Source organism: Campylobacter sp. BCW_6871 (assembly GCF_001762325.1).
In the GTDB taxonomy this organism is placed as follows: domain Bacteria; phylum Campylobacterota; class Campylobacteria; order Campylobacterales; family Campylobacteraceae; genus Campylobacter_D; species Campylobacter_D jejuni.
On sequence record NZ_MJWQ01000082.1, the window covers coordinates 46977 to 73182 of the forward strand.

Genomic DNA, 26206 nt, shown 5'->3' on the forward strand with positions numbered 1-26206 from the left:
TAAATTAAGTTAATAAAGGATAAATTTCGTTCTAAATTATTATGATATAAATTATCATTATTTATTTTATTTAAGGAGTAAAATTTGCACCAAAATAAAAAAGATTTTAAGTTATCTTTATTTGCATTATTGCTAATAACTAATTTAAATGCACAAGAATCAAATGAAGCTATCAATCTACAAAAAGTTGTTGTTAGTGCAACAGGTTTTGAGCAAGATGCAGACTCAAATTTACGCAATGTAATCAGCATAGAAGGCAAAGATCTGCAAAATAAAGGTTATGTTTCCTTAGAACAAGCCTTAGAAAGAATTTCAGGCATTAGTTTTGTAAATTTTGGACTTGGACGCAATATAGATATGCGTGGACAAGGAGATAAATCCAATATAGCTGTAAAAGTTATGATCGATGGGCGTGCTATTAATGTTCTTGATAATTCCCATGGTGTAACCCCACTAGATAGTATCAATTTAGATAATGTAGAACGCATAGAAATCATACCTGGGGGTGGATCTGTGCTTTATGGAAGTGGTACTAGAGGGGGCGTGATTAATATCATTACAAAAAAACAAAAATCAGATGCTTTTGCTATAAATTTAAAAAGCAGTGCCTATGATCATGGTGGACTAGGTGGAAATTTAGGTATCAATGGCGCCAAACAAATAAATGAAAATTTAGCTTTTAGCTTTGATATACAAAGTTTTAACCTTGATGGATATCAAGAAGGTTATAATGAAAAAGGTTATTTTATCAACACAAAAACCTATATTGATATCAATGATAATAGCGATTTAACTTTGGGTTATAATTATTTTAAAAGCAAAAATACCAGCAGTGGCTATCTAACAAAAGCACAAGCTCAAAGCGATCCAACCCAAAAAGGCAATAGTGACAATATCACACAAATCAATCGCCCTGAAATTTCTTTGGATTATCATTACTATTTTGATGATATATGGGAATTTAACCTAGAAGCTTTTTGGCAAAATCAAAAGATCAATTATCTAAAAGATGTTTCTACAATGAGTTATGGAAGTATGAGTCTTCCTGTATATCAAAATGGAAGTGGTTTTGAAGACACACTTACAGGGATAAGTTTAAAAAACAAACTAAATTATGCAAATAATTCTTATTTTATTTTTGGTTATAAATTTGCAAACCATGATGCAAAAAGAACAAGCATTATTCATTATGATGTAAACACTAACATGAGTCATACTATGACAACGCTTATGAATATGACTAAACAAAGCCATTCTATTTTCGCTCTTGATTCTCATGAATTTAATGATATTTTTAGTATCTCAGGTGGAGCAAGATATGAATATAGTCTTTATAACACAAATAGAAATTACACTAGCAATATGATAATGCCTCAACGTCCTATAATCAAAACTGAACTTTTTTCGACCGATGATACAAGTCATAACTTCGCCTTTGAAATCACTCCAAATTTTAAATACTCAGACACAGGAAAGCTTTATATCAAATACGAAAGAGGTTTTGTCTCTCCAAGTCCAGCACAATTTGTCAATAAGGATAAAATTTCACAAAAGTATTATTCTGCAAATTTAAATCCTGAGATCTTTGATACCTTTGAACTAGGAATTGATGATTTTTGGTGGGATTTTTACGGCTTTAATCTAACTTTATTTTACACCCTAAGCAAAGATGAAATTTCTTATCTTGGAAACCCTCATGCCACAGGTGGAGGATTTTGGCAATATTATAATATAGATCAAACTCGCCGTTTAGGAGTAGAATTAAGTCTGAGTCAAAATTTTTTAGATGATGATTTAATCTTTAGAGAAAGTCTAACTTATCTTGATGCTAAAATTTCTAAAGGTGTTAATGACGGCATGAAAATTCCTTATGTTTCAAAAATCAAAGCCACAGCTGGGCTCGAATACGCTTGGAATAAAAATTTCTCAAATTTTATTGATCTAACCTATTTTTCTAGAGCAAAAGATGGTGGAACTATAGATGAAAATACAGGAAAAATGTCTAAAAATTCTTGGATAAGGGATTATTTTTTAACAGATATTGGTATGAAATATAATTATAAAAAATTACAAATTTTAGCAGGAATTCGCAATCTTTTCGATAAAAGATACTACACCTATCAAGACAGTATAAATGATCAATACCTAGTTGGGAATGGCAGAAACTACTATGTTGAATTTAAATACGCATTCTAAAATTTTAGTGATTATAGGGCTTGTAGTAGCTTATATAATCGCTTCTTTTACAGCACTTTGCTTAGGAGATGAGAATTTAAACCCAAAAGAACTTTTTTCATATATCTTTAGCCAAGATGAAATTTTAAGACAAATCATCATAGATGGACGCTTGCCACGCATTATAATGGCGATTTTAATCGGTATGCTTTTAGCTAGTAGTGGGGCTATCACTCAAAATGTATTTTCAAATCCTATAGCCGATCCTTATATCATAGGTATAGCTTCTGCGGCAACCTTTGGAGCGGTTTTGGCGTATTTGTTAAAATTAAATGATTATTATTATGGAATTTTAGGTTTTGTTTGCTCTGCCTTTTTTGCCCTAGGAGTTTTTAAAATTTCTTCTAAAGCTTCTATAGCGACTTTACTCATTATCGGCATAGCAGCTTCATCTTTTTTAGGAGCTTTTACTTCTTTTTTCACCTATCTTATAGGCGAGGATTCTTTTAAAATAGTCGCTTGGCTTATGGGAAATATAGGCAATGCTTCTTGGTTTCGTGTGGGAATTTTAATCTTGCCTTTAATTTTTTGTTTGTTTTATTTTTACGCTCATAAAAACGAATTAAACATACTTTTAAGCGGAGATGATGAAGCTAGAAATCTAGGGGTAAATGCTCAAAAATTAAAGATAAATTTACTCATTGTCTCATCCTTGGCTGTATCTTTTGCGGTTGCTTTTAGCGGACTTATAGGCTTTGTTGGACTCATCATTCCTCATACTATAAGACTTTTGCTTAAAAATTATGATAATGCCTTAGTTATCCCTTTATGTACAGCATTTGGAGGATTATTTTTACTTATTTGTGATACTTTAGCAAGAACTCTTTTAGCCCCTGTACAAATTCCGATTGGAATCCTAACTGCATTTTTTGGAGCTCCTATTTTTTTATACTTGGCTTTAAGTGCTAGGAGATTTTTATAATGCTAAAAATACAAGATTTAAGCTTTGCTTATCACCAAAAAGATTTACTAAAAAACATTCATTTAGAACTTAAAAATCAGGCTTTTATAGGAATTTTAGGACCAAATGGCTCAGGTAAAAGCACTCTTTTAAAACTTATACTTAAAAATTTAAGTCCAAATAAAGGAGAGATAAGTCTTTTTAATACAAATATCAAAGATTTTTCTCTTAAAGAATTTGCCAAAATTTGTGGCTTTGTGCCTCAAAAATCAGAATTAAACACCCCTCTAAAAGTCATCGATGTGCTTTTAATGAGCAAATATGCGAATTTAAAACATGCTTTTAGTTCTTATTCTAAAGAAGATATTTTAGAAATTAAAGAATTTGCTAAGGATTTAAGACTTGAAAATTTTCTAGAAAGAAGCATACTTTCTTTAAGCGGGGGTGAATTTCAAAGAATGCTTTTAGCAAGAGCTTTGCTTAAAAAGCCAAAAATTCTTTTTTTAGATGAACCTACTTCAGCCCTTGATTTAAACTATGCTATAGAGCTTTTAACTCTTTGCGAAAAACTAGTTAAAGAAAAAAATATAGCCGTTGTTGCCATCTTGCATGATTTAAATTTAGCTTCTATGTTCTGCGATAAAATCCTTTTTTTAAAAGAAGGGGAAGTAAAGTATTTTGGAACGAGTAAAGAGCTTTTTACTCAAGAAATTTTAAAAGAAATTTATGATTTAAACTGCGAGATTATTTATAAAAATTCTAAACCTTATATTTTAGCTTTAAAGGAGAAAAAATGAAAAAAATTTTAATTATTATGAGTTTGTTTTTAATCACACTAAATGCAAAAGAACGCCTTGTAGTGCTTGATCCTGCAAGCATAGAAACCCTTTTTATGCTTAAGGCTGAAGATCAAATCGTAGGCATTGCCACTTTACAACACTCAAATATCTATCCTAAAGATCAAACCTCAAAACTTACAAGTGTAGGCACTTTTTCAAATCCTTCACTTGAAAAAATAGTAGCATTAAAACCAAGTTTGGTGATTTTAAGCTCTTATTCTTTAAATTTAGAAGAAGGACTTAAAAATTTTGGTATCAAAAGTATCAATTTAAAAGCCGAGCGTTTAGAAGATATAACAAAAAATATCACAACCTTAGGCCAAATCACCAAAAAAGAAAAAGAAGCAGAGTTTTTAAAACAAGAATTTACCCAAAATTTAAAAAAATTAAGCGATAAACCCCTAAATAAAAGTGCGATTTATCTTTATTCTAGTAACCCTTTAATGGCCTTTAATGATAATTCTTTAATAGCTGATATTTTAAGACTTATAGGGATTAAAAATTTAAGTCCGCAAAGTCAAATTTCAAGACCTGTTATATCAGCAGAATATATACTGAAACAAAATCCAGACATACTCATTCTTGGAATTAATGCTAAAAACAACCTTTTAGATACAAATGCTTTATTGAAAAATACCAAAGCAGTTAAAACAGGAAGTATTTATTTTAACAAAGATACACATATATTATTACGTCTTAGTCCTAAGATAATAGATAGAATTCAAGAATTTAAAACAAAGCTAGAAAATAACAATTTTTAATCACCCAATCTTGCTTTAAAAAATTCGCAAGTTTGACAAAGTTTTTCTATGCGTTTATCTTCTTCAAAAGCTTTTTTCATCATCTTTATACGCGGTGATTTAAAAAGCTTATCAAAGTTATTTTCAAAAACATTTCCCAAGTTAATATCTGCTTTAGTATCCAAACAGCAAGGCACCAAACTTCCATCACTTAAAATCCCAATTTGCTCTTTTAAAGCATGACATTTTCCTTTTTTATAAAGGGGTTCATCTTTTAAATTTGGCCATTTAAAAAGTTTATTTTGATGAAGCAAAATATGTCTTTGCAAGCGATTTTTACTTAAGTTTGTATCAATCTTAACTTCAAATTCTTTGGCTAAAAACTCATAAATTTTTAAATTTGACTTAGGTGCTTTAAAATTAGCATCTAAATTCCAAAGTCTTAGATTGATAAAAGAAAGGCTTTTTTGCTCTAAATGCTTTTTGCAAAGTTCTAAAATAGGCTTAAAATACTGTTCTAAAGAAATTTTGCTTTGACTTAAAAAAGACATTAAAGAAATATTGATTTGATGGATATTCTCATACCCTAACAATAAAGCTTGATTTTTAGAATTTAGATAAAAGCCACTTGTAGTGATTTCAAGTTTCATAGCTTCATCTTTTGCGATTTTTAGATAATTTTCCAAATTAGGTAAAAGCAAAGGATCGCCCAAAAGATGAAAGGTAAAAAGCTCGGCTTTATTAGAAATTTCATAAGCTAAGTTTTGAAATTTTTCTTCACTCATTACCCCGCGAATTCCTTTTTGAGAAGGACAAAAATCACATTTTAAACCACAAATATCGCTTAATTCTATATATATTTTTTTAAATTTCATTATATTTCCTAGAGTAAACATTTTACCAAAATTTATGAAATTTATTAAAATATGTAACATTTTTATCGATATTTTTATCTTTTTTATTTCTCTTCTTTATTTTTAAATATATTAAACAAAAATCACACTATACTTAAATAAAAATCTAAAATTAAGGAAGGGTTTATGCAAGAGCTTACTCGCACGAAAAAAATTCGCTCTATTATTGCTGCAAGTAGCGGAAATTTAGTAGAGTGGTTTGATTTTTATATCTATGCTTTTACAGCAACTTATTTTGCTCATACTTTTTCAACTTCAGATAATCCTGTTATCCAGCAAATCAACGCCTTTGGGGTTTTTGCAGCAGGATTTTTTATGCGTCCTATAGGCTCTTGGCTTTTTGGCTCTTTAGCTGATAAAGTAGGTCGTAAGAAATCTATGGTTATATCAGTGGTTTTAATGGCTTTGGGCTCTTTTATGATAGCAGCCTTACCAAGCAAAGATACAGTGGGCGATCTTGCTATTATCTTACTTTTAGTAGCAAGACTCATTCAAGGCCTTAGTGTAGGTGGGGAATATGGCATAGCAGCTACTTATCTTTCAGAACTTGCTACAGAAGGAAAACGCGGTTTTTACTCATCTTTTCAGTATGTAACCCTAATAGGTGGTCAACTTTTGGCCGTTGCAAGCATTAGCATAATGTTTTTATTTTTTAGCATTGATGATATGAAAGATTATGCTTGGAGAATACTTTTTGTAATAGGCGGAATTTTAGCACTAGGCTCGCTTTTTGTAAGAAAAATGATGAATGAAAGTGCTACAAAACTTCACCAGCATGAAGATCGTGGTACTTTAAAAGCATTATGCAAATCTTGGAAACCTTTTTTAATGGTGCTTGGGGTTACTTCTGGAGGTTCTTTAGCTTTTTATACTATTACAACTTATACTAAAACTTTTATGGAAAATACGGGTATGGATAAAATGCTTGTTAATAATCTTTTCTTAGGTGCTTTATTTATACTAATGATCATTCAACCTCTTTTTGGATATATAGGAGATAAAATAGGTCACAAACGATCTTTAATTGTATTTTGTATTTTGGCATTGGTAGGAATTTATCCTATTTTTTCACTTATAGCCAATAACACACAAAATAATCCTTCTTTGACATTTATGTTGGTGGTATTATTGTTTGTTGTTTTAAGTTTTTATACTTCAGTTGCAGGGATTTTTAAAGCAAAACTTTTTCCTGAGCATGTAAGAGCTTTAGGGACAGGTTTAGGTTATGCTATTTCAAATGCTGTTTTTGGAGGATCTGCTCCTTGGGTTGCTTTACAATTTAAAAATGCAGGTATAGAAAATGGCTTTTTTATCTATATAGCTATTTTTACAATCATCATGCTTATAGCTACTTTATGTTTGCCTAAAAAATCAGAGCTTAATTAATTTTAATGCTTTTAAAGAAAGTGCCGAAAGTGCGGTACTTTCTAACTCTTTTAAGGTTTTAAATTCATAATTTTTATTTTCATTGTTTAAAATTTGATGATAAACCTTGATATTAAGTTTATACTTAGTATAGCCGTGCTTAAACTCCCCTATAAAACTCATATCTTTAGAAAGTTTATATTCTCCTTCTTTAAAAAAAGGAAAATTATACATACCCTTATAAAGCTTATCTTGGCTTTTCTGTATCGCAAATTTTTTATTAAATTCAAACAAAAAAAGATTTAAATTTACACTCTCATAAAGTATTTTTTTAACTCTTGGATAAAGCTCTGTATTAAATTTACCTTGACAAAAATCATACAAAGGACAAATTCCACACTTTGCATTTTTACCCACACAAACTAAAGCCCCTATATCAAGCAAAGCTTGGTTATGATCAAAGGCATGATTTAAATTTAAAAGCTCTTTAGCTCTTTTTTCAAGTTCTTTCATACTAGGATTTTCCAAAGTAAAAAGACGAGAAAGCACACGGCGTATATTACCATCAACAAAAGAAACCTTTTGATCATAACCAAAACAAGCTATAGCGCCTGCTGTATAAGCTCCTATACCGCTTAATTTTTTTAGATCCTCAACTTCTTTGGGTAATTTAGCCCCAAACTTATCCACACATTCTAAAGCTGCCTTTTTTAAATTTCTAGCACGAGTATAGTAACCAAGCCCTTGCCAAGCCTTTAAAAGCTCATCTTCATTAGCATTAGCCAAACTTTCTAAAGTAGGAAATTTTTGCAAAAAGGGGAAATAAAACCTTTCTAAAACTGATTTAACTTGAGTTTGCTGAAGCATAATTTCGCTGATATAAACCCCATAGGCTCTATCAATATGCTTTAAACTTTCATCACAATTTTGACTTTGTAAATTACGCCAAGGTAGAGTTTTGCGTCCATTTTTTTCATACCAAAGAAGTAAATTTTCTTGTAGTTTTTCAAGCTCTTTTTTTTGCATAAATGAGAGTATAACAAAAAATTTTAAAATTTTTTGCTAAAATTAGCTCAAATTAAATTATTAAGGATATCCATGTTAGCTTTTTTTAAAGGTTTAGGTATAGGTTTTTTATGTTTATTACTTTTTGTTGCAGGAGTAGTTTTTAATGTAGAATTTTTAGGCAAAAAAGACTCTAATCATGATTTATATTTTTCAAGAAATATAGAAGTAAGCAATACACTAAAACCCGATATTTTATATACAAATATTAATTTTTGGGCAAATGAAAATTTAAGTTCAAAAATTACATTAGACAATAGTGAAAAAGCTGAAATCACAAATACTTTCAATCAAATTTTAGAACGCTCAAAAAAAGAAAATTTTTGTAGCGGAGGAAGTTTTTCTTTAGAACCTAATTTTTCCTATAAAGATGGTATACAAACTCCAAAAGGTCAAAGATTTGATGCGAATTTAGAATGTGAATTTAAAGAAAACCAACTTGCAGATTTTAACAATCTTTTAAATGACATCAATTCTATCATAGCTAAAAATAATTTCATCAGCGTTTCAACACCAGCCATACAAACAAAATTTTCAAAAGATACACTAAACAACAACAAAGAAAATCTCTACAAAGAGCTTTTAAAAACATCATACGAATATGAAAAAACTTACTCTTTAAATCTTAATAAAACTTGTGTATTGAAAAATTTACAAGTAAATGCCAATACCAATATCGCACCTAGAATGCTAAATGTAAAATCTGATAATATAGAACTTTCATCTCCAATTATCGGCGAAAAAGAACAAATTTTAAGTGCAAAAGCTTTATTTATTTGCAAATAACTTAAGGCAAAATAAACTCCTTTTAAGTTTATTTTGCTATACTTTTATCTTCAATTCTTTCAGAAATTTATGCGGGAATAGCTCAGGGGTAGAGCACAACCTTGCCAAGGTTGGGGTCGCGAGTTCGAATCTCGTTTCCCGCTCCATAATCACCCGCCCGGGTGGTGGAATTGGTAGACACAAGGGACTTAAAATCCCTCGGAATTTTTCTTCCGTGCCGGTTCAAGTCCGGCCTCGGGCACCACTTTTTCAACATTATCAGGGCGACATAGCCAAGCGGTAAGGCATGGGCCTGCAAAGCCTTGATCTCCGGTTCGAATCCGGATGTCGCCTCCAAAAAGGCAAAACTTTACTTTATCGGGAGATGGCTGAGTGGTCGAAAGCGGCGGTCTTGAAAACCGTTGAGGGTCACACCTCCAGGGGTTCGAATCCCTTTCTCCCGGCCACCAAAACTTTCTAGTTTATCAAGCTTATGTCATTCCTAAAATTATAAAGGATGCTACAGATGAAAAATAATTTCGGTCTTACTATTTTTATTATATCCTAAAAAACTTAGAAAAACTATGGTTAATATAACTAAAAATAAGAAATACAAATGGAAAATTTAGATTTTATTATCTTAAAACAAAAATATAAAATTTTAAAAATATGTCAAATTTTAAAATACAAGGTAGCCAAATGAAAGAATTTTATATGAATTTAGCTTTAAATGAGGCTTGGAAATATCAGTTTTTAACCTATCCAAATCCAGCCGTAGGCTGTGTAATCTTAGATAAAAATGAAAAAATTTTAGCCATAAAAGCTCATGAAAAAGCTGGATTGGCTCATGCAGAACTTAATGCCATAGCTCATGCTTTTAAAAGTTTAAGACCTGAAATTTCATTGCCTAAAGAAGCAAACGCTTTACATGAGTTTATTTGCAAAAACCATCAAGGTGTATTTAAAGATAGTATAGCTTTTGTAACACTTGAACCTTGCTTTCATCAAGGAAAAACGCCTCCTTGCGCAAAACTCTTTAGCGAGCTAGGTTTTAAAAAAATTTTCATCAGCGTTAAAGATGAAAATAAAATCGCAAGTGGTGGGGCTGAGTTTTTAAAAAAACAAGGTGTAGAGGTTGAATTTGACATACTTAAAGAAGAAGGAAAAAAACTTTTAAAACCTTTTTTAAAATGGCAAAAAGGGCAATTTAAACTTTTTAAATTAGCCCTTTCTATGAACGGCTCACCTTTTGGTAAAATCGTAAGCAATGAGCTAAGTCGTACTTATGCACATAAAATTAGAGCGGTGATTGATTTACTTGTAGTCGGTGGAGAAACCATAAGAAAAGATCACCCTATACTAGATGCTAGGCTTTGCAAAGCAAAAGCGCCCAATCTTTGTATCTTAAGCCGTCAAAATATAGATAATTTTGATAAAAATATCCCTTTATTTAAAGTTCCAAATCGCCAAATTTATACCCAAATTCCAAGTGAAACTAAATTTTTAATGTATGAGGGTGGAGAAAATTTTCTCAAAACCTTTAAAGATGAAATAGATATGTTTTTGATTTTTCAAAGTTCAAGTTTAAATGATGAAAAAAATGTTACAATACCTTTAAATTTCAAGCCACTTTATAGGAATTTTTTAGGGAGTGATACTTATGGCATTTATGAACTTTAGTGGATTTTTTTATGCAAGAAATGATTTAAGATTATTTAAAATAGAAAAGAAAAATGAATTAAAATCCTTTTTTTACAAAGACTACACCTTATCAAGCTATAAAGATGCTTTAAATTTAAACAATGAAATCTTTTTTTATCAAAGTTTAAAAGAAGGCTTATTTAAAGAAAATGATGAAATTTTAGTTTCAAATTTGGGTAAAAAGATCATACTTTTTAGAAATTTCACTCAAAATTGCGATAATTTTAATGAAGCAAAATTAAAACAAATATTGCTTTTATTTTTTTTATTATTAGCGAGTGTATTTTTTGCAAGTTTGGCTATGATTAATGAATTTGGAGCCATAGATCTTGTTTTTTTAATGATTTGCTTATTGCTTTTAGTGATGGGAGTAATTAATCTTGGCTTGCTTTTTAAGCAAATTCGTATTCTTAAAAGTTTTTCCAAAGAAGAAATGAAAGAATTTTTAAGTCAAAGAATGAAAAAATATGCTAAAGTGTAAAAAACACTTTAGCATACTGTTTTTAAATTTGTAGCAAGACCACCTAAAGAAGTTTCTTTGTATTTATAATTCATATCTTTTCCTGTTTCATACATGGTTTCTATAACCTCATCAAGGCTTACCATAGGAGTAGATTTACGTGTCATTGCCATTCTAGCAGCACTTATAGCCTTAATAGCTCCAAAGGCATTTCTTTCTATGCAAGGAATTTGCACAAGTCCTGCAACTGGATCGCAAGTTAAACCTAGATGATGTTCCATTGCCATTTCAGCAGCGTTGCATGCTTTAAAAGCATTAGCTCCCAAAACTGTTGCCATAGCCGCAGCTGCCATCGAACTAGCACTACCAATTTCTGCTTGACAACCTGCTTCTGCTCCGCTAATACTTGCATTTTTCTTATAAAAAGAACCTATAAGCATTGCTGTTAATAAAAACTCTATAGCCTTTTCATCGCTAAAACCTATAGTATGATTTTTAAGATAAAGCATAACAGCAGGGATAACAGCACATGCTCCATTTGTTGGCGCGGTTACAACTTTTGCTCCGCTAGCATTTTCTTCAGCAATCGCAATAGCATATAAAGAAATAAAATCGATAATGCCCATAGGATCAGCTGTCATCGCCACTCTTTCTTTAAGTCCTTTAGCTCTACGCTTTAAATGAAGTTTTCCAGGCAAATAATCTTCATTTGGATGTGTACCATTATAATACACTTCTTGCATTACTTCCCAAATTTCAAGACAATAAGCACGAATTTCCTCTTTAGTGTGAAATTGCAATTCATAACAATAAGAAAGCTCTGCTAAATCCCAATCTCTTTTATCGCAAAGCTCTAAAGCTTCTTTTGCATTGTTAAGCTCTATATCTAGTTTTTTCTTTTTATTTTGGTTAGAATTTTTACCTTTTTTTTCTAATTCCGCAGCTGTTAAAACAAAGCCTCCACCTACAGAATAATAAGTTTCCTCATCAACTAACCCACCTTTACAATCATAAGCTTTAATCTTCATACCATTCTCATGTAAAGGTAAAAAATCTTTGGAAAATATCAAATCTTTTTCATAATTAAAACAAAGTTTTTTCTCACCACAAAAATCAATTTGAGCATTTTCAATAGCATTTTTATTTACTTCATCTTGTATTGCCGCACTTAAATTTTTAGCTTCTAGGCCATTTAACCCCCAAATTACAGCCTTATCACTCAAATGTCCTTTACCTGTTAATGACAAAGAACCATAAAGAATGACTTCAACTCTATCAATTTCATCAAGCTTTTTAGCAACTTTTTTACAAAATAAATTTCCAGCAAGCATAGGCCCTAAAGTATGAGAAGAAGAAGGACCGACACCTATTTTAAAAATGCTTAAATTACTCATTTTTTATCCTTAATTTATAAAAGATTGTGAATTGCAGCAGAAATCGCAACTATTCCCATTACCAAAATAAAAAGATCTAAAAATTTATTACGAAATCTTGCCAAAATATCAAAACGATAAATACAATAAAGCGGCATCAAGAAAAGCAAAATAGCCAAAACAGGACCACCAATAGCCTCAATAATTCCTATAACACTTGGATTTTTATACGCAACAAGCCAAGCGATAGCAAAGGTAATGATCGCTGTTAAAGTTTGAGCGAATTTACCTTGAATTTTACCATTACTTGCTTTATATAAAATACCGTTTAAGCCTTCTTGAGAACCAAGATAATGTCCTAAGAAACTTTTACTAATGGCCACAAGCGCAACAATAGGCCCAACATAAGTCAGCAAAGAAACTTCAGGAAATTTATTTGCTATAAAGGTAAGAATATTGATATTTTGTTCTTTTGCTGATGCAAAATCTTCTGGTGTAAAAGTTAAAGCACAAGAAAAAACAAAAAACATTACAACAAAAACCATAAGAATAATTGCCAAAGAAATAATTTTTCTAGCACGAGGTTCAGCATAATCACCATATTCTTTTTTACAATAACAAGCAAGCGAAGAAATAATAGGAGAGTGATTAAAACTAAACACCATCACAGGAATAACAAGCCATAAAGTAACCCAAAAATTACTTGTTGAGATTACAGAAAAATCAACATTTGTAAATAATGATGAATTCCATTGTGGAATTAAAAGCAATGAAAAAATAAATAAAAATATAATAAAAGGAAAAACAAGAAAACTCATTGCTTTTGTTACAACATTTTCACCAAGAATAGAAATCAAAACCAAAACCCCAACAATCAAAAAACTTACCCACCAACGAGCAGCATGAGTAAGATCTGCATTGAAATTAAACTGATTGATTAAGAACTCAAGCAAAGTTGTTGTAAGATTAGCACTATAAACCAGTAAAATGGGCAAAATAGCAAAAAAATACAAAAGCGTAATTAAAAATCCACCACCCTTGCCAAAATAACTTTCTGCAACAAAAGTAATATCATCTTTTGGGTTAGAACTTGAAAGCACAAAGCGACATAAATTTCTATGAGCTAAGTAAGTCATAGGAAAAGCTAAAACAAGTATAACTAACAAAGGTATCAATCCACCAAGCCCAGCACTAATAGGTAACAAAAGTACGCCGGCTCCAATAGCTGTTCCAAAAAGAGATAAAACCCACCTTGTATCGTGACTAGTCCATTTAGGAGTATTCATTATTCTTCCTTAAATTATAAGATTGTATCTCTTTTATTTTAGCAAAATATTTATAAATAATTATTTTTTTTAAAAAATATTTTAAATCTTATGTAACATTTTGTAAATTTAATTTTATAAAAAAACAATCACTTGTATCAATAAAGTATTATTTTAAAACTAAATATATTTTGGGTTTTGCAATCAAAAAATAAAAATTTGGAAGACTATGCTTCCAAATTTTTGCATCAAATTTTCTAAGGGAGTTAAATTTTCAAAAATTAATCTAATTTTTGACCTAGGATATTTCCTTGCATATCCGTATAAACTTTCATGTTATTATTAAACTTAAATTTATAACCATTAATTTCTTTATCTATTTCAAGAATTTGAGCATTTGGTTGAGTTGCACTCACTTTTTTCATAACACTAGGTAAAATAGTATGTGGTAAAGCCTTATATTTTCCATCAACTTCTTTCCAATCTCCATTGATCATAAAATCAATTTCAGTTCCATCATTTAAAATTACATCATAAGAATCTATATCTTTTTTCACCAAACCAATTTGAGCGGTTTTAAAATTTTTAGAAATAAATTCTTTGGCATTATTTGGAAGTTCGCTAGCAGGAACAACCATATCTTTAGCTAAAAGCACCGTAGCACCCAACAAAGCAAGTAAAGTTAATTTTGCTTTCATAATTTCTCCTTTTGTGTTTTGGTTGGCGAAAGTTTAACTCAAAACTGTGAAGTGAATGTGAAACTTAAAAAATAATTTTCAAGCTTTCGTTCTCAACACTTATACCTTGACTTTTTATAAATTTTATTTCTTTTCCATCTTCAAATTTTAAAATATCTTTATCTTTTAGATTAATATCATAAGTTAAAATATGTAAAACAATATCATAAATACAAAAGAAAAGTTCTTTTTCTTCTATGTTTAAATCACAAACTTCAAGTTCTAATTTATCAAAATTTCTAAGCCCATAAGTATAAGCATTGACTCCATTTTCACTAGGATAAACACTAACATATATCCAATTATATACCGGCAAGCGATTATCATCTAACATTTTTGCATTTTCTATATAAAAACTGGGCTCTAAAACAACTGCACCTGTATAAAAACCTAAAGCATGTTTATTATCCAAACATAAAGCTGCAATTTTCGTAAACATTTTAGCTTGTTCTAATTTGCTTTGATCTTGACTTAGCACCGCTATAAGAAGATGAGCTTTATGTTTTTTAGTTTGCTGTAAGGCATCTTTCCACATAAAATTAAAATTTGCATAGTATTCTGCTTCGTGATTAGGTATAGGATTTTTAATCAAATTTAGAGTAATCAACATATTTTCATGTGAAAAAATCACTCCCTCTTTGGTAAAATTTTCATCAGCTATTTTTATATTAAATTTATCTTCTAAAATGCTTTTTAATTCCGAAAAATTAAAATCAACTTCATCAAGAAGAACAAAAGAGGTAAAATTGTGATTTAAATCTATAGTCATGTTAAACCCTATTAAATTTTTATAAATTATAACCTAATAAAAATAAAAACTATAAACAAGAATTTCTTAAAAATTATGATAATTGATATTAATTATAAATTTATTTTTTATATAGTATAATCTTTTAAAATTTAGTAAGTATATTTTTGGAGAAAAATGTGGAATTTCTAAAAGATTACATCGATTTAATTATCTTTTTAATTCTAGGAATTATGGCATTTATAGCTTTTTGGTGTGTTGTAGAAAGAATGCTATTTTTTAGAAAAATTAACTTTAAAAATTATGAGAATCAAGAGCAATTTGATGATGCGATTAGTGAAAATTTAACCACTATATATATCATCTATTCCAATGCCCCTTATATAGGACTTTTAGGCACTGTAATAGGCATCATGGTTACATTTTACGAAATGGGCTTAACGGGCAATATAGATGTCAAATCTATAGTTGTGGGACTTTCTTTAGCTCTTAAAGCTACAGCCTTAGGACTTTTGGTTGCTATTCCTGCTTTAATGGCTTATAATGCCTTACTTAGAAAAGTTTCCCTCTTAAGTAATGCTTATAAGGCAAATAAAAATGCTTAAACTACCAAAAAATGAAGGTTTAAATATAGTTCCATTTATAGACATTATGCTTGTTTTGCTTGCTATAGTACTTAGTATTTCAACCTTTATTGCGCATGGAAAAATTCAAATCTCACTTCCTTCAAGTGAAAATGCTACCAATATAAGCAATAATGAAAAAAAACTTCTTATAACCATAGACGAAAAAAATACTTTTTATTTAAATGATAAATTAGCTGATTTAAATGAAGTTCAAAATGCTATTTTTTCACTTGATAAAAAAACCATAGTAGAACTAAAAAGCGATAAAAATGCTAAATTTGAAAGCTTTGTAAAAATTATAGATTTTTTAAAAGCCAAAGAACATGAAAATTTTCAAATTCTTACTGAGAAAAACAAATGAAAACTTTATTTTTAAATCATAAATACCAAGCTTCTTATATAACTTTTATAGTCTTTATACCTTTGCTTTTTGTCATTTTTCACTCGAATGACTTTTTTAAAATGGAAATTAAAAATGAAGATTCTTTTTCTTTAGCAATAAAACAGTTTACCCAAACTAATCCAACAAATGAGACTAAACCAACAGAATCCATTATAGAATCTATCAAAGCAAAACCTCAGCCAAAAGTTATTAAAAAAACTCCTGAAAAAATGCAAAAAAAGATAAAAAAAGATAAAAAAACACTTTCACATCCAATACCAAATAAAACCCCAATAGCACCAACTCAAGAAGTTAAAACTTTTACAAAAACAACTGATACAAATGTCAAACCTAAAATCACCCAATTGACACAAGGAAAAGATAATCACCCTGTATTAAAAGAAATCCAAAAAGCTATACAACAAGCACAATTTTATCCAAGGCAAGCAAAAAAAATGCGTATGCAAGGAACTGTAAAAGTAGAATTTTTATGGAAAGAAAATAAAACTTTAGCAGATTTAAAAATCATAGAAAGCTCAGGATATGATTTGTTAGATAAAAGTGCTTTAGAAAGCATAAAAAAAGCTTCTTTAAATTTTCCACACTATAACGGGGATTTAAGAATTACACTACCTATTATATATGATTTTAAAATCTTAAGAGGGTAAAATTATAATTTACTACACTCTCTTATCTACAATTTGTGTTTCTTGATTTTCAATTTTATTTTGAAAATCTTTACTTAAATTCTGACTTAATTCTTGCAAAGATTTTTGCTTCAGTTTTTCAAATTCTTCAGGATTACTAGCCTCAAGCTTTGCCTGCTCATCAGCACTTAAAGCACTTAAACCTTTTTCTTGGGCTTTTTGAAGCAAATCTTCGTCTTCTTTTTCTTTGATATTATTTTCCTTATCATCTTTTTTATTGATTTTTTGCGGATCTATGGTTTTCATAGCACTAGCTCCACTACCTGATGCCTCTTTAATGTCACTTAAAATTTCTCTCATGCTAGGTTCTTTAACATCACTATCATCAACTTTACCATCTTTATTTACATCTTTATCAATAAAAAAATTTAATTTTTCTTCTATATTTGCATCATCAGATATTTTTTCATCGCTTATTTTAAAGCCTAAATTTTGCATACTTTGTTGAAGGGTGCTTGTATTAAAATTTAATTTTACACTTTGTTGTTTATTATTTAAATTTGAATTTAAAGAACCAAAATTATCTTTTACACTTTCAAACCAATTTGAAACAAATTGATTTGCTTCGCCATTAAGCCTTATGCTACCATCATTTCTAGCAACATAATTCGTATAAGAACTGAAATTTTTTTGTAAACTACTATAATTTTCATTGCTTAAATTTAAAGCTATAAGTTCACCTTGCTTATTTTCAAAAACAACCTTAACACCATCGTTATTTAAACTCGAAAGATCTTGCACGGGAATTTTATCTTGATCTTCTTTTTTTAATACGCTAAGCTCTTTTTTATCAACATTATTAGTTAAAGAATGAGTTAAACTAGTAGAAGTATCGATTTTCATTATTTATCCTTTTTTACATTTTGCAAATAAACCTAAACGACACATTTTTCTCTCATGTGAATTTTTTAAAGAATTACACTTTTTAAGTTCTTGCTCGTAGTTAGCACAAGATTTTGCAAAAGCAAAAGAACTCAAAATGCTTAAAACCAAAATTATTTTTAACATTTTCCAATCCTTATTTTAAAGATTTTTTAGTTAAAATTATACCTTTTATAATCGACAAAATCTTAAAAAATTTTATAATCTCAGAAAGGAATCAATGAAAGCATTAGCTCTTTTTAGCGGTGGGCTTGATAGTATGCTTGCAATGAAACTCATCACTGCACAAGGCATAGAAGTTAAAGCTCTAAATATCAACATAGGTTTTGGAAGCACAAGTGATAAAAGCGAAATCATGAAAAAGCGTGCGGCAATGGTAGGTGCAGATTTTGAAATGATAGATGTAAGAAATTCCTATCTTCAAGAAGTACTTTTTAATCCACAATATGGCTATGGCAAACATTTTAATCCTTGTATAGATTGTCATGCTTTTATGTTTAAAACTGCTCTTGCTATGTTAAAAGAAGAAAATGCAAGTTTTATCATCACAGGAGAAGTTTTAGGACAACGCCCTATGAGTCAAAGAAGTGATGCGATGGCAAAGGTTAAAAAACTTGCTCTTGATGAAGAAGATTTAATCTTGCGTCCTATGTGTGCAAAAAACCTACCTCTAACCAAACCTGAAAGAGAAGGCTGGGTAGATAGAGAAAAACTCGAAGGTATTAGCGGAAGAAGTCGCAAAAGACAACTTGAACTTGCAGCTAAATTTGGCTTAGAAGACTTTGAAAGCCCAGGTGGAGGTTGTTTGCTAACTCTTGATAGTTTTGCTAAAAAAATTCGAGATTTCATAGAATTTAACAAAGATATGCAGGTTAATGACGCACAACTTTTAAAATATGGTCGTCATTTAAGATTACCCAATGGAGCTAAAATGATCATAGGTAGAAATGAACTTGAAAATACTCTTTTAAAAGGTTTAAAAACTTCTAAATATGAAGTAATAGAACTTGGGGATTTAATCGGAGCTTACTCTTTGGTAGATGAAAAAATTTCAGAAAAAGACTTAGAACTTGCCTTAAAAATAGCCCTTACCTATACTAAACACGAAGCAGGAAAAAGCTATGAACTTAAATTTAAAAATCAAGCTTATACAAGTATAGCTTTTGAAAATAAGGCTGATATTAATCAATTTTTTATTAGTTAAAGTGTAAAGTATTTAGCAAAACAAGCGATATAGTATTTGAATCTTTTCAAAATATTGCAATCAAGCCCATGAAAATGGGCTTTTTTATTTTAATCCATAAGCATTTTTTAAATTGTTTAAATTCGCACTCGCATTCAAAAGCAAACAATCAGCCAAAACCAAACGCACCATAGCACTAGCTACAACACTTCCTCTAACACCTACACAAGGATCATGCCTACCTTTGAGTTCAAATTTCAAATTATTACCAAATTTATCTATACTTTCTTGTTTGGCAAAAATAGAAGGAGTAGGTTTAAAATAAGTTTTTAAAATAAGATTTTCTCCATTTGAAATTCCTCCTAAAATTCCTCCGCTATGATTGCTTAAAAACTTGCCATCTTTTAAAGCATCATTATTACACGATCCGCGCATTTTGCTTGCATTAATACCTTCACCTATTTCAACTGCTTTAACAGCATTAACTCCCATTAAAGCATGAGCTAATTTAGAGTCTAACTTATCATAAAGAACTTCTCCAAGTCCCACAAGCATACCACTAACTTTTGTAAAAACGGCAGCGCCTACACTATCTTTTGAACTTCTAGCATTTAAAATTTCATTTTTAAAGTCACTTTCTAGTTTTGGATCAAGGCAAAAAATTTCACTTTTCTTAGCAAATTCAAAATCAAATTCTTCTTCTTTCAAATTTGATACAAAAGTTCCTACTCCAAAAACACCACTTTGAACACAAATACCAAATTCACGCAAAAGCATCGCTGCAACTGCACCACCAGCCACTCTAGCAACACTTTCTCTAGCGCTTGATCTACCTCCACCCCTATGATCTCTTATGCCATATTTATAAAAATAAGCAAAATCCGCATGAGCAGGACGAAATAGATCTTTTAAATTATCATAATCCTTAGAATGAGCATTTTCATTAAAAACTACTATAGCTATAGGATGACCCGTTGTATATCCTTCAAAAACTCCGCTTAAAACCTGAGCTTTATCACTTTCTTTTCTTGGTGTTGCAAATTTACTTCCGCCTTTGCGTTTATCAAGCTCATTTTGTAAAAATTCTTCATCAAATTTAACTCCAGCAGGCATTCCATCAATAATACATCCAACAGCCACACCATGAGACTCACCAAAACTTGTAAATTTCAATCTCGTACCAAAGGTATTCACTATAAAGCTCCTAATTTCTCAAGTGCAATTTTTGCTGCCATTTGCTGTGCTTCTTTTTTGCTTCCCGCAATAGCTCTTGCAAGTTCTTTACCATCAAGTATTAAAGCGATTTCAAATTGCTTTAAATGATCAGGACCAAAAGCACGCACTGTTTCATACTGCGGAGTTTGTCCGATTTTTCCCTGTGTAATCTCTTGTAATTTTGTTTTATAATCTTTTATAAGAATTTTTGCATCAATTTGAGGGAAATTTTTTTCTATAAGTCTTAAAGCAATAGTTTTTGCAAACTCAAACCCAGCTTCTAAATGTATAGCACCTATAATGGCTTCTAACGCATCTGAAAGTATAGAAGGCTTTTCTTTTCCTCCATTGTTTTCCTCAGCAACACTCATAAAAATAAAATCGCCCAAATTTAAACTATTTGCAATTTTTGCAAAAGACTTTTCATTCACTAAAGCCGCTCTAAGCTTAGATAAATCTCCTTCGGCATCTTTGGCGAATTTATGAAAAAGGTATTCACCCACAACTAAATCAAGCACAGCATCACCTAAAAATTCCAAGCGTTCATTGTTGTAAGATTTTTTAAAACTTTTATGGGTTAAAGCATGTATAAGAAGATTTTTATCTTTAAATTCATAAGTTAAACTCTGCTCTAGTTTTTCAATGTTTTTCATCATTTTCCCTTGCAATTTTCAAAGCAGCTTCACGCGCCAATGTATCACACCTTTCATTTTCCAAATGTCCATTATGTGCTTTTACCCAAAAAGCCTTAATCTTATGAGATTTTGCCACTTTAATATATTCCTTCCATAAATCTATATTTTTTTTACCTTTAAAATCCTTTTTTATCCATCCTTCTAGCCATTCATTAATACTTTGAACCATTAGGTTAGAATCTGTAAAAAGCGAAATTTCACAAGGCTCTTTTAAAGCCTTCAAAGATTCAATAATTGCCATTAGCTCCATTCTATTGTTAGTGGTATTAGCCTCAGCTCCAAAACCTTCCTTTTGATACTCCTTATAACGCAAAATATAAGCCCATCCGCCAAAACCCGGATTATTAAGACATGAACCATCTGTATAAATTTCAATGTGTTTCATTGTTTTTCACTTCATAAATAATTTTACAAGTATTAAACTCATAACAAACAGGACAGTGATAAAAAAACAAAGGCATAACATTTTTACACTCAGAACAACGATATGAAAATTCTAACCCCGCATTAAAAGAACTATCTTTTAAAATTTTTAACATTTTAAAATTAGAATTTTTAAAAACAAACTGATGCGTATCATCATGCTTTGAAATTTTACCCAAAGCATAAAAGAATTCTAAAAAATCTTGATTTTCTAAATTAAACGCTTCATTTTCTCTATAAAGCAAATCACAAATATCAAAAAAATTTTGCCCTAAAAACATATGATATTTTTCAAAAACTAAACGCCCTAACATAGGATTATCTTCTATTTTAAATTCTAAAAGTTTTTTCTTTTTTTCTTCATCAGTGATATTAAAAGTACAAAGTTCCAAAGCTTTGATAAAATCATGCTCTTTTTGCACATCTTCATTAAGCTCAAAAAGACATTCTAAAAGTTCTAAATTTTCTTTATAAGAACGAAGTTTTAAATAAACAATTTTTAAAAGTTTTAAGGCTTGTATATTTCTTGGACGCAGTTTTAAAGCTTGTAATAAAACTTCTTTTGCACGCTCTAAAAATCCTGCTTTAAAATAAACTTTTGCTAAAGAAAGGAAAATAAATTCTCTTTCTTGTTTATCTTTACATTTTTCAAGAGCAATCAAATAAATTTGAGTTGCTTTTTCAAATTCCCCGCTTTTAGTAAAAATTTCGGCCAAAAAACTTAAATTTCCAAAACTCAAGCTACTATTTCTTAACAACTCTTTATGAGCATTATCCATTTCAAATTTTTTTATAAATTTTTCAAGCTTTTGTTCTTCATCTTTGCTAGCAAATATTTTCCAAATATAATTTGCAACAGCTACAACAAATACTAAAATGGTTAAAATTATAAGCCCTACTAAAGGGTCTCTGTATTCTACAAAGAAAAAATCCATAGTCTCGCTCTAAAAAAATTTATGCCAAATTATAGCCAAATCTTTGTATAATTTTAACAAGGTTTATAAAATGATAACTAAAGAAAGTATAGAAAATTTATCCCAAAGACTTAATATTGTTGATATTATAGAAAATTATATTGAAGTAAAAAAACAAGGCTCAAGTTTTGTGTGTATCTGTCCTTTCCATGCAGATAAAAACCCGTCTATGCATATCAATCCTACCAAAGGTTTTTATCATTGTTTTGCTTGCAAGGCTGGTGGAGATGCTTTTAAATTTGTAATGGATTATGAAAAATTAAGTTTTGCCGATGCAGTTGAAAAAGTTGCAAGCCTTAGTAATTTTACTTTGAGCTATACAAAAGAAAAACAAGAAAATAAAAAAGAGCTAAAATCTATACTACCAAGCTTAAATGCGTATTTTAAAGATAATCTCAAACACCACAAAGAAGTTTTAACCTATCTTTACCAAAGAGCTTTAAATGACAAAGATATAGCCAAATTCGAATTAGGTTTTGCAGGAGCAAGTGAAGATAGTATAAGATTATTGCAAAATCAAAAAATTCCTTTAGAAGATGCTATGAGTGTTGGAGCTTTAAAAAAAGATGAAAATAATGAATTTTACGCAAGTTTTATATGGCGTATCACCTTTCCAATCTACGATCATAAAGACTTATTAGTAGGGTTTGGAGGGCGTACTTTAAATCCCAATGCACCGGCAAAGTATGTAAATTCACCCCAAAATATACTTTTTGATAAAAGTAGAATTTTTTATGCTTTTAACATCGCTAAAGAAAATATAGCCAAAAAAAAAGAAATAATAGTATGTGAAGGCTACATGGATGCAATAGCTTTTCACAAAGCAGGGTTTAACAATGCTGTAGCAGTTCTTGGAACAGCATTAACCGAACATCATCTACCCTTAATCCGCCGTTATGATGCAAAAGTGATTTTATGTTTTGACAATGATGAAGCAGGATTAAAAGCTGCGACACGATCTGCATTTTTATTAAGCACAAACAAAATAGACGGTAAAGTGGCAATTTTGCAAGGCGGAAAAGATCCTGCTGAGCTCGTAGCAAAAAATGAAAGCACAAAACTTCATAATATACTCGATGAAGGAATAGAGCTCGGTGAATTTTATATCAGACGCTTAATATCCACTCATTCCATAATTTCTGCTCTTGATAAACAAAAAGCTTTAGAAACTATACAAAAATTCACCTTTAATCTTGAACCTTTAGTGGCAAATTCTTACACTGGTCTAGTTTCAAATTTATTAAAAGTGGATGAAAAATTTATTGTCTTATCACAAAATTCAAAAAAAATCATACAAACCCCTTTAATTTCTCAAAATAAATACAATTTTCCTAAAGAAAAAATTCACATTGCAGAATTAGAACTTATAGCTTTTTTAAAACAGCATCCAGATATATGTAACGATTTTAAGCAAATTAGTGATAGTGTTTGTTTTAAGCATAAGATTTTATTGGATAAAATTTTAGAAAAAAAAGGTTATGAAGATAGTGATATCAGAGAATTTGAAAGTAAAAATATTCGAAAAAATTTAAACTATAGCGAATTCTTGTTAGGTATTTGCAAGGTTAATTTAGCTTTTTTAAACAATGTAAAAATTAAAAATTCTACACTCGCATTAAAAAAACAACTTTTTACGCTTATTGATAAAAATTTAAATCTTTTAATTAAAAATTTAAATACCGAAGAATTAAATAATTTTTTAAAAGAATATTTAAGCTTCTTAAAATATGAAAAAAACGAAGAAATTCTGCAACAATCATTTAGAAACTTAAATGGAATTTTTGGCAATAAAAACTTTACAGTTTATGATTTAGGATTTAGCGCGCAAGATAATGACGAACCTTTTTAATTTATTTAAATTTCAAGCCTTAATTTACCTTTTTTTAAACACAATCACGCTAAAGTATATAAAAATTTTTAAGGATAAATTATGATGCCTTTTAGTGATGAAGAGCTTATAAATCCTGTTAAAGCAAGTTTAGAAAAGAGTTTGCCTATGCTTGAACGTGATGGCGGAGGGCTTGAATTTTTAGGAATTAAAAATGGGATCGTTTATATCCATTTAATAGGAGCTTGTAAAGGCTGTGCATCGAGTGGAACAACGCTAAAATATGGTCTTGAAAGGCAACTTAAGATTGATATTCATCCAGAAATCACTATAATCAATTTAAACGGCGGAGCAGACGAATTTGCAAAATTATAAAAAACTTGGAATTGAACATTTTTACAAGAAAGATTTTAAAACTGCAAAAATGTATTTTTCTATGGCTTATGAAAAACGCAAAAATAAACGCTTGCTAAATTTTATCTGCCTTTGCGATCTTGCTTTAAAATCTCCTAAAGAAGCTTCTTTACTTTTTGATTTTTATATAGAACATTACAAAATCTCTAACATTGATAAAGACTTAGAAGAAATTTTAAGTACAATTGAATTTAAAAAACAAGAAAACAAACAGGAAAACGAATTTGAAGATGGACATGCGTTAAATTATCAAGATTTTTTAAAAAGCGAAGAAGAACTTGGTTTTCAAAAAAGTTTTGAAAATATCATTAATAGCACTAAGTTAGTTATTGATAATCGTGATGATTTTTTAGATTTTTTGGAAAAATTACTTGATAATGGCTATAAAGATATGACTTTAAATTATATAGAAAATGTTATGCCTCATTTTTGGGCAAATGATAGATTTATCAAACTCCAAGAAAAACTCATAGGATTTAAAAGTGAAATTAAAACTTGAAAATTCATTCATTACAGATAATACCTTAGAGTGTGAAAAAGAATGCTTTTTTTTGCAAACCACACAAAATGCTAAATTTCACGCTCAAGCCTTAGAAAAAGGTGCAAAAATCATTGATGTAAATGAGTGTAAAAAACTTTTAAAAATCGATGAAAAGATTCAAATCATAGGAATCACAGGAACCAATGGCAAAACCACAACCGCAGCAGCGATTTATTCTATCTTATTGGATTTAGGTTATAAATGCGGACTTTGCGGGACAAGAGGAGCTTTTATCAACGATGAACAAATTGATGAAAAATCCTTAACCACCTCCCCTATTCTTAAAACCTTAGAATACTTACAGATAGCCACTCAAAAAAAATGTGATTTTTTTATCATGGAAGTAAGCTCACACGCACTCGTTCAAAACCGCATCGAAGGCTTAAATTTTGCTGCTAAAATTTTTACCAATATCACTCAAGATCATTTAGATTTTCACGGTACTTTTGAAAATTATAAAGAAGCAAAAGAGCTTTTTTTTACCGATGAGAGTTTAAAATTTATCAACAAAGATGCTTTGGCTATTAAATTTAATGTGCGTAATGCTTTTACTTATGGCATAGAAAATCCTGCTTTATATCAAATCAAAGCTTATTCTTTAGAAGAAGGCATTAGTGCTATTGTAACAAATAAAAATCAAACTTTTCACATAGACTCGCCCTTGCTAGGACTTTTTAATCTTTACAATCTTCTAGTTGCTAGCGCTTGTGTGAATGAACTTGTAAAGCCTGATTTAAAAGACTTGGAAAATGCTATCAGTGGATTTGGTGGGGTTTGTGGCAGGGTAGAACAAGTAGCAAAAGGTGTGATTGTAGATTTTGCTCATACACCTGATGGCATTGAAAAAGTGCTTGACACTCTTAAAAATAAAAAACTCATCGTTGTTTTTGGAGCAGGTGGAGATAGGGACAAAACCAAACGCCCTTTAATGGGAAAAATCGTCGAACATTTTGCAAAAATTGCTATCATTACAAGTGACAATCCACGCAACGAAGAACCAAAAACCATCATGGAAGAAATTTTATCAGGCTTTGCTAAAAAAGAAAAAGTTTTAATGATAGAAGATAGAAAAGAAGCCATAAAAAAAGCTTTAGAACTAAAAGAAAATGACGATTTAGTCGTTATTTTAGGCAAAGGTGATGAAACTACTCAAGAAATTAAAGGGATAAAATATCCTTTTAGCGATAAAATAGTTGTTAATGAAATTTTAAAAAATCAAGGATAATCA

Annotated in this window: 28 protein-coding genes and 4 tRNA genes; 20 read left to right on the plus strand and 12 right to left on the minus strand. The window is 29.9% G+C overall.

The genetic code is table 11. The features are described from left to right. The first annotated feature begins 84 nt into the window (after positions 1-84). Genes AJ930_RS09475 through AJ930_RS09490 form a run of 4 tightly spaced genes read left to right on the plus strand, consistent with a single transcriptional unit; the run spans position 85 to position 4736 of the window. The gene (locus tag AJ930_RS09475; RefSeq protein WP_044794093.1) at positions 85-2196 is read left to right on the plus strand and encodes a TonB-dependent receptor; all 2112 of its coding nucleotides are present in this window, start codon (positions 85-87) and stop codon (positions 2194-2196) included. Then, a complete protein-coding gene (locus AJ930_RS09480) occupies positions 2171-3157 on the plus strand; it encodes a FecCD family ABC transporter permease (RefSeq protein ID WP_044778651.1) in 987 nt (328 codons plus the stop codon). Before AJ930_RS09475 ends, AJ930_RS09480 begins: the two co-directional genes overlap by 26 nt. Next, the gene (locus AJ930_RS09485; RefSeq protein ID WP_070233517.1) at positions 3157-3933 is read left to right on the plus strand and encodes an ABC transporter ATP-binding protein; all 777 of its coding nucleotides are present in this window, start codon (positions 3157-3159) and stop codon (positions 3931-3933) included. The genes AJ930_RS09480 and AJ930_RS09485 overlap by 1 nt, the downstream gene beginning before the upstream one ends. Further along, entirely contained in the window at positions 3930-4736 is an 807-nt protein-coding gene (locus tag AJ930_RS09490; RefSeq protein WP_002866595.1) for an ABC transporter substrate-binding protein, read from the plus strand. The genes AJ930_RS09485 and AJ930_RS09490 overlap by 4 nt, the downstream gene beginning before the upstream one ends. Here AJ930_RS09490 and AJ930_RS09495 read toward each other — a convergent pair. Beyond that, positions 4733-5590 carry a radical SAM/SPASM domain-containing protein gene (locus tag AJ930_RS09495; protein WP_044278227.1) on the minus strand — a complete coding sequence of 286 codons (858 nt, stop codon included), beginning with the start codon at positions 5588-5590 and terminating at the stop codon, positions 4733-4735. The genes AJ930_RS09490 and AJ930_RS09495 overlap by 4 nt on opposite strands. A 165-nt stretch (positions 5591-5755) precedes the next feature. Between AJ930_RS09495 and AJ930_RS09500 the strand changes: the two genes are divergently transcribed. Next, positions 5756-7015: an MFS transporter gene (locus AJ930_RS09500; protein WP_070275265.1), complete on the plus strand. Its 1260-nt coding sequence runs from the start codon at positions 5756-5758 to the stop codon at positions 7013-7015. Here the strand turns inward: AJ930_RS09500 and mutY are convergent. Then, the gene (mutY, locus tag AJ930_RS09505) at positions 7001-8020 is read right to left on the minus strand and encodes an A/G-specific adenine glycosylase (protein WP_070239855.1); all 1020 of its coding nucleotides are present in this window, start codon (positions 8018-8020) and stop codon (positions 7001-7003) included. The genes AJ930_RS09500 and mutY overlap by 15 nt on opposite strands. A 72-nt stretch (positions 8021-8092) precedes the next feature. On the opposite strand from mutY, the gene AJ930_RS09510 reads away from it, so the two are divergent. The 7 genes from AJ930_RS09510 (at position 8093) to AJ930_RS09540 (ending at position 11006) form a co-directional block, all read left to right on the plus strand. Further along, positions 8093-8845: a hypothetical protein gene (locus AJ930_RS09510; RefSeq protein WP_070275266.1), complete on the plus strand. Its 753-nt coding sequence runs from the start codon at positions 8093-8095 to the stop codon at positions 8843-8845. A gap of 71 nt (positions 8846-8916) precedes the next feature. Beyond that, positions 8917-8991, plus strand: a tRNA-Gly gene (locus AJ930_RS09515). Positions 8992-9000: 9 nt separating this feature from the next. Next, positions 9001-9089 (plus strand) — tRNA-Leu (locus tag AJ930_RS09520). Between the two features lie 18 nt (positions 9090-9107). Beyond that, positions 9108-9181: transfer RNA gene (locus AJ930_RS09525), tRNA-Cys, on the plus strand. Between the two features lie 22 nt (positions 9182-9203). Beyond that, positions 9204-9291 (plus strand) — tRNA-Ser (locus AJ930_RS09530). 202 nt (positions 9292-9493) lie between these two features. Further along, entirely contained in the window at positions 9494-10504 is a 1011-nt protein-coding gene (ribD, locus tag AJ930_RS09535) for a bifunctional diaminohydroxyphosphoribosylaminopyrimidine deaminase/5-amino-6-(5-phosphoribosylamino)uracil reductase RibD (RefSeq protein WP_079860874.1), read from the plus strand. Beyond that, on the plus strand, positions 10485-11006 hold the full coding sequence (locus tag AJ930_RS09540; protein WP_070239860.1) for a hypothetical protein: 522 nt from the start codon (positions 10485-10487) through the stop codon (positions 11004-11006). Before ribD ends, AJ930_RS09540 begins: the two co-directional genes overlap by 20 nt. 8 nt (positions 11007-11014) lie before the next feature. Here the strand turns inward: AJ930_RS09540 and AJ930_RS09545 are convergent, their stop codons facing one another. The 4 genes from AJ930_RS09545 to AJ930_RS09560 form a co-directional block, all read right to left on the minus strand. Then, on the minus strand, positions 11015-12379 hold the full coding sequence (locus AJ930_RS09545) for an L-serine ammonia-lyase (RefSeq protein WP_070275267.1): 1365 nt from the start codon (positions 12377-12379) through the stop codon (positions 11015-11017). A 14-nt stretch (positions 12380-12393) separates the two neighbouring features. Then, positions 12394-13644: a serine/threonine protein kinase gene (locus tag AJ930_RS09550; protein ID WP_070275268.1), complete on the minus strand. Its 1251-nt coding sequence runs from the start codon at positions 13642-13644 to the stop codon at positions 12394-12396. 260 nt (positions 13645-13904) lie between these two features. After that, entirely contained in the window at positions 13905-14321 is a 417-nt protein-coding gene (locus AJ930_RS09555) for a PepSY-like domain-containing protein (protein WP_070239865.1), read from the minus strand. Between the two features lie 64 nt (positions 14322-14385). Then, positions 14386-15129, minus strand: a complete 744-nt coding sequence (locus tag AJ930_RS09560; protein ID WP_070239867.1) for a DUF4261 domain-containing protein — start codon at positions 15127-15129, stop codon at positions 14386-14388. Between the two features lie 158 nt (positions 15130-15287). Here AJ930_RS09560 and exbB point away from each other — a divergent pair, with 158 nt between their 5' ends. From exbB to AJ930_RS09575, 3 genes are read left to right on the plus strand one after another with little or no spacing between them, the layout of a single operon-like run. Continuing rightward, positions 15288-15713, plus strand: a complete 426-nt coding sequence (gene exbB / locus AJ930_RS09565; protein WP_044778643.1) for a TonB-system energizer ExbB — start codon at positions 15288-15290, stop codon at positions 15711-15713. Beyond that, positions 15706-16095, plus strand: a complete 390-nt coding sequence (gene exbD, locus AJ930_RS09570; RefSeq protein WP_002851470.1) for a TonB system transport protein ExbD — start codon at positions 15706-15708, stop codon at positions 16093-16095. The genes exbB and exbD overlap by 8 nt, the downstream gene beginning before the upstream one ends. Then, complete coding sequence (locus AJ930_RS09575) at positions 16092-16784, plus strand: energy transducer TonB (RefSeq protein WP_070275269.1); 693 nt, start codon at positions 16092-16094, stop codon at positions 16782-16784. The genes exbD and AJ930_RS09575 overlap by 4 nt, the downstream gene beginning before the upstream one ends. A 12-nt stretch (positions 16785-16796) precedes the next feature. On the opposite strand, the gene AJ930_RS09580 is transcribed toward AJ930_RS09575, so the two are convergent. After that, positions 16797-17666 (minus strand): hypothetical protein, encoded by an 870-nt coding sequence (locus tag AJ930_RS09580; RefSeq protein ID WP_070275270.1) that lies wholly within the window; start codon positions 17664-17666, stop codon positions 16797-16799. A gap of 3 nt (positions 17667-17669) precedes the next feature. Then, positions 17670-17831 carry a hypothetical protein gene (locus AJ930_RS09585; RefSeq protein ID WP_070239873.1) on the minus strand — a complete coding sequence of 54 codons (162 nt, stop codon included), beginning with the start codon at positions 17829-17831 and terminating at the stop codon, positions 17670-17672. Positions 17832-17925: 94 nt separating this feature from the next. Between AJ930_RS09585 and AJ930_RS09590 the strand changes: the two genes are divergently transcribed. Further along, positions 17926-18909: an MnmA/TRMU family protein gene (locus AJ930_RS09590; protein ID WP_070239875.1), complete on the plus strand. Its 984-nt coding sequence runs from the start codon at positions 17926-17928 to the stop codon at positions 18907-18909. An 84-nt stretch (positions 18910-18993) separates the two neighbouring features. Here AJ930_RS09590 and aroC read toward each other — a convergent pair whose 3' ends face one another. Genes aroC through AJ930_RS09610 form a run of 4 tightly spaced genes read right to left on the minus strand, consistent with a single transcriptional unit; the run spans position 18994 to position 22156 of the window. Beyond that, positions 18994-20082, minus strand: coding sequence for a chorismate synthase (gene aroC, locus AJ930_RS09595; RefSeq protein ID WP_070275271.1), 1089 nt, complete (start codon positions 20080-20082; stop codon positions 18994-18996). Beyond that, positions 20082-20756 (minus strand): ribonuclease III, encoded by a 675-nt coding sequence (gene rnc / locus AJ930_RS09600; protein ID WP_002871251.1) that lies wholly within the window; start codon positions 20754-20756, stop codon positions 20082-20084. Before rnc ends, aroC begins: the two co-directional genes overlap by 1 nt. Next, complete coding sequence (gene rnhA, locus AJ930_RS09605) at positions 20743-21183, minus strand: ribonuclease HI (RefSeq protein ID WP_002851277.1); 441 nt, start codon at positions 21181-21183, stop codon at positions 20743-20745. Before rnhA ends, rnc begins: the two co-directional genes overlap by 14 nt. Further along, positions 21170-22156: a CDC27 family protein gene (locus AJ930_RS09610; RefSeq protein WP_070252326.1), complete on the minus strand. Its 987-nt coding sequence runs from the start codon at positions 22154-22156 to the stop codon at positions 21170-21172. Before AJ930_RS09610 ends, rnhA begins: the two co-directional genes overlap by 14 nt. A gap of 70 nt (positions 22157-22226) precedes the next feature. Between AJ930_RS09610 and dnaG the strand changes: the two genes are divergently transcribed. The 4 genes from dnaG (at position 22227) to AJ930_RS09630 (ending at position 26203) form a co-directional block, all read left to right on the plus strand. Beyond that, on the plus strand, positions 22227-24044 hold the full coding sequence (gene dnaG, locus AJ930_RS09615) for a DNA primase (protein ID WP_052858764.1): 1818 nt from the start codon (positions 22227-22229) through the stop codon (positions 24042-24044). Between the two features lie 81 nt (positions 24045-24125). Then, on the plus strand, positions 24126-24398 hold the full coding sequence (locus AJ930_RS09620) for a NifU family protein (protein WP_002871253.1): 273 nt from the start codon (positions 24126-24128) through the stop codon (positions 24396-24398). Beyond that, a complete protein-coding gene (locus AJ930_RS09625) occupies positions 24385-24936 on the plus strand; it encodes a hypothetical protein (protein WP_052858762.1) in 552 nt (183 codons plus the stop codon). The genes AJ930_RS09620 and AJ930_RS09625 overlap by 14 nt, the downstream gene beginning before the upstream one ends. After that, entirely contained in the window at positions 24920-26203 is a 1284-nt protein-coding gene (locus tag AJ930_RS09630) for a UDP-N-acetylmuramoyl-L-alanyl-D-glutamate--2,6-diaminopimelate ligase (protein WP_070275272.1), read from the plus strand. The genes AJ930_RS09625 and AJ930_RS09630 overlap by 17 nt, the downstream gene beginning before the upstream one ends. The last annotated feature ends 3 nt before the right edge of the window (positions 26204-26206 follow it).

Bases quoted from the DNA above. Each gene is read 5' to 3' on its own strand.
- AJ930_RS09550 (WP_070275268.1), bottom strand. From the start codon at position 13,644: ATGAATACTCCTAAATGGACTAGTCACGATACAAGGTGGGTTTTATCT.
- AJ930_RS09585 (WP_070239873.1), bottom strand. From the start codon at position 17,831: ATGTTAAAAATAATTTTGGTTTTAAGCATTTTGAGTTCTTTTGCTTTT.
- exbD (WP_002851470.1), top strand. From the start codon at position 15,706: ATGCTTAAACTACCAAAAAATGAAGGTTTAAATATAGTTCCATTTATA.
- AJ930_RS09590 (WP_070239875.1), top strand. From the start codon at position 17,926: ATGAAAGCATTAGCTCTTTTTAGCGGTGGGCTTGATAGTATGCTTGCA.
- AJ930_RS09560 (WP_070239867.1), bottom strand. From the start codon at position 15,129: ATGACTATAGATTTAAATCACAATTTTACCTCTTTTGTTCTTCTTGAT.
- AJ930_RS09490 (WP_002866595.1), top strand. From the start codon at position 3,930: ATGAAAAAAATTTTAATTATTATGAGTTTGTTTTTAATCACACTAAAT.
- dnaG (WP_052858764.1), top strand. From the start codon at position 22,227: ATGATAACTAAAGAAAGTATAGAAAATTTATCCCAAAGACTTAATATT.
- AJ930_RS09620 (WP_002871253.1), top strand. From the start codon at position 24,126: ATGATGCCTTTTAGTGATGAAGAGCTTATAAATCCTGTTAAAGCAAGT.
- AJ930_RS09575 (WP_070275269.1), top strand. From the start codon at position 16,092: ATGAAAACTTTATTTTTAAATCATAAATACCAAGCTTCTTATATAACT.
- AJ930_RS09545 (WP_070275267.1), bottom strand. From the start codon at position 12,379: ATGAGTAATTTAAGCATTTTTAAAATAGGTGTCGGTCCTTCTTCTTCT.
- ribD (WP_079860874.1), top strand. From the start codon at position 9,494: ATGTCAAATTTTAAAATACAAGGTAGCCAAATGAAAGAATTTTATATG.
- AJ930_RS09555 (WP_070239865.1), bottom strand. From the start codon at position 14,321: ATGAAAGCAAAATTAACTTTACTTGCTTTGTTGGGTGCTACGGTGCTT.
- AJ930_RS09610 (WP_070252326.1), bottom strand. From the start codon at position 22,156: ATGGATTTTTTCTTTGTAGAATACAGAGACCCTTTAGTAGGGCTTATA.
- AJ930_RS09495 (WP_044278227.1), bottom strand. From the start codon at position 5,590: ATGAAATTTAAAAAAATATATATAGAATTAAGCGATATTTGTGGTTTA.
- AJ930_RS09580 (WP_070275270.1), bottom strand. From the start codon at position 17,666: ATGAAAATCGATACTTCTACTAGTTTAACTCATTCTTTAACTAATAAT.
- rnc (WP_002871251.1), bottom strand. From the start codon at position 20,756: ATGAAAAACATTGAAAAACTAGAGCAGAGTTTAACTTATGAATTTAAA.
- AJ930_RS09480 (WP_044778651.1), top strand. From the start codon at position 2,171: ATGTTGAATTTAAATACGCATTCTAAAATTTTAGTGATTATAGGGCTT.
- AJ930_RS09500 (WP_070275265.1), top strand. From the start codon at position 5,756: ATGCAAGAGCTTACTCGCACGAAAAAAATTCGCTCTATTATTGCTGCA.
- AJ930_RS09485 (WP_070233517.1), top strand. From the start codon at position 3,157: ATGCTAAAAATACAAGATTTAAGCTTTGCTTATCACCAAAAAGATTTA.
- mutY (WP_070239855.1), bottom strand. From the start codon at position 8,020: ATGCAAAAAAAAGAGCTTGAAAAACTACAAGAAAATTTACTTCTTTGG.
- rnhA (WP_002851277.1), bottom strand. From the start codon at position 21,183: ATGAAACACATTGAAATTTATACAGATGGTTCATGTCTTAATAATCCG.
- AJ930_RS09510 (WP_070275266.1), top strand. From the start codon at position 8,093: ATGTTAGCTTTTTTTAAAGGTTTAGGTATAGGTTTTTTATGTTTATTA.
- AJ930_RS09540 (WP_070239860.1), top strand. From the start codon at position 10,485: ATGGCATTTATGAACTTTAGTGGATTTTTTTATGCAAGAAATGATTTA.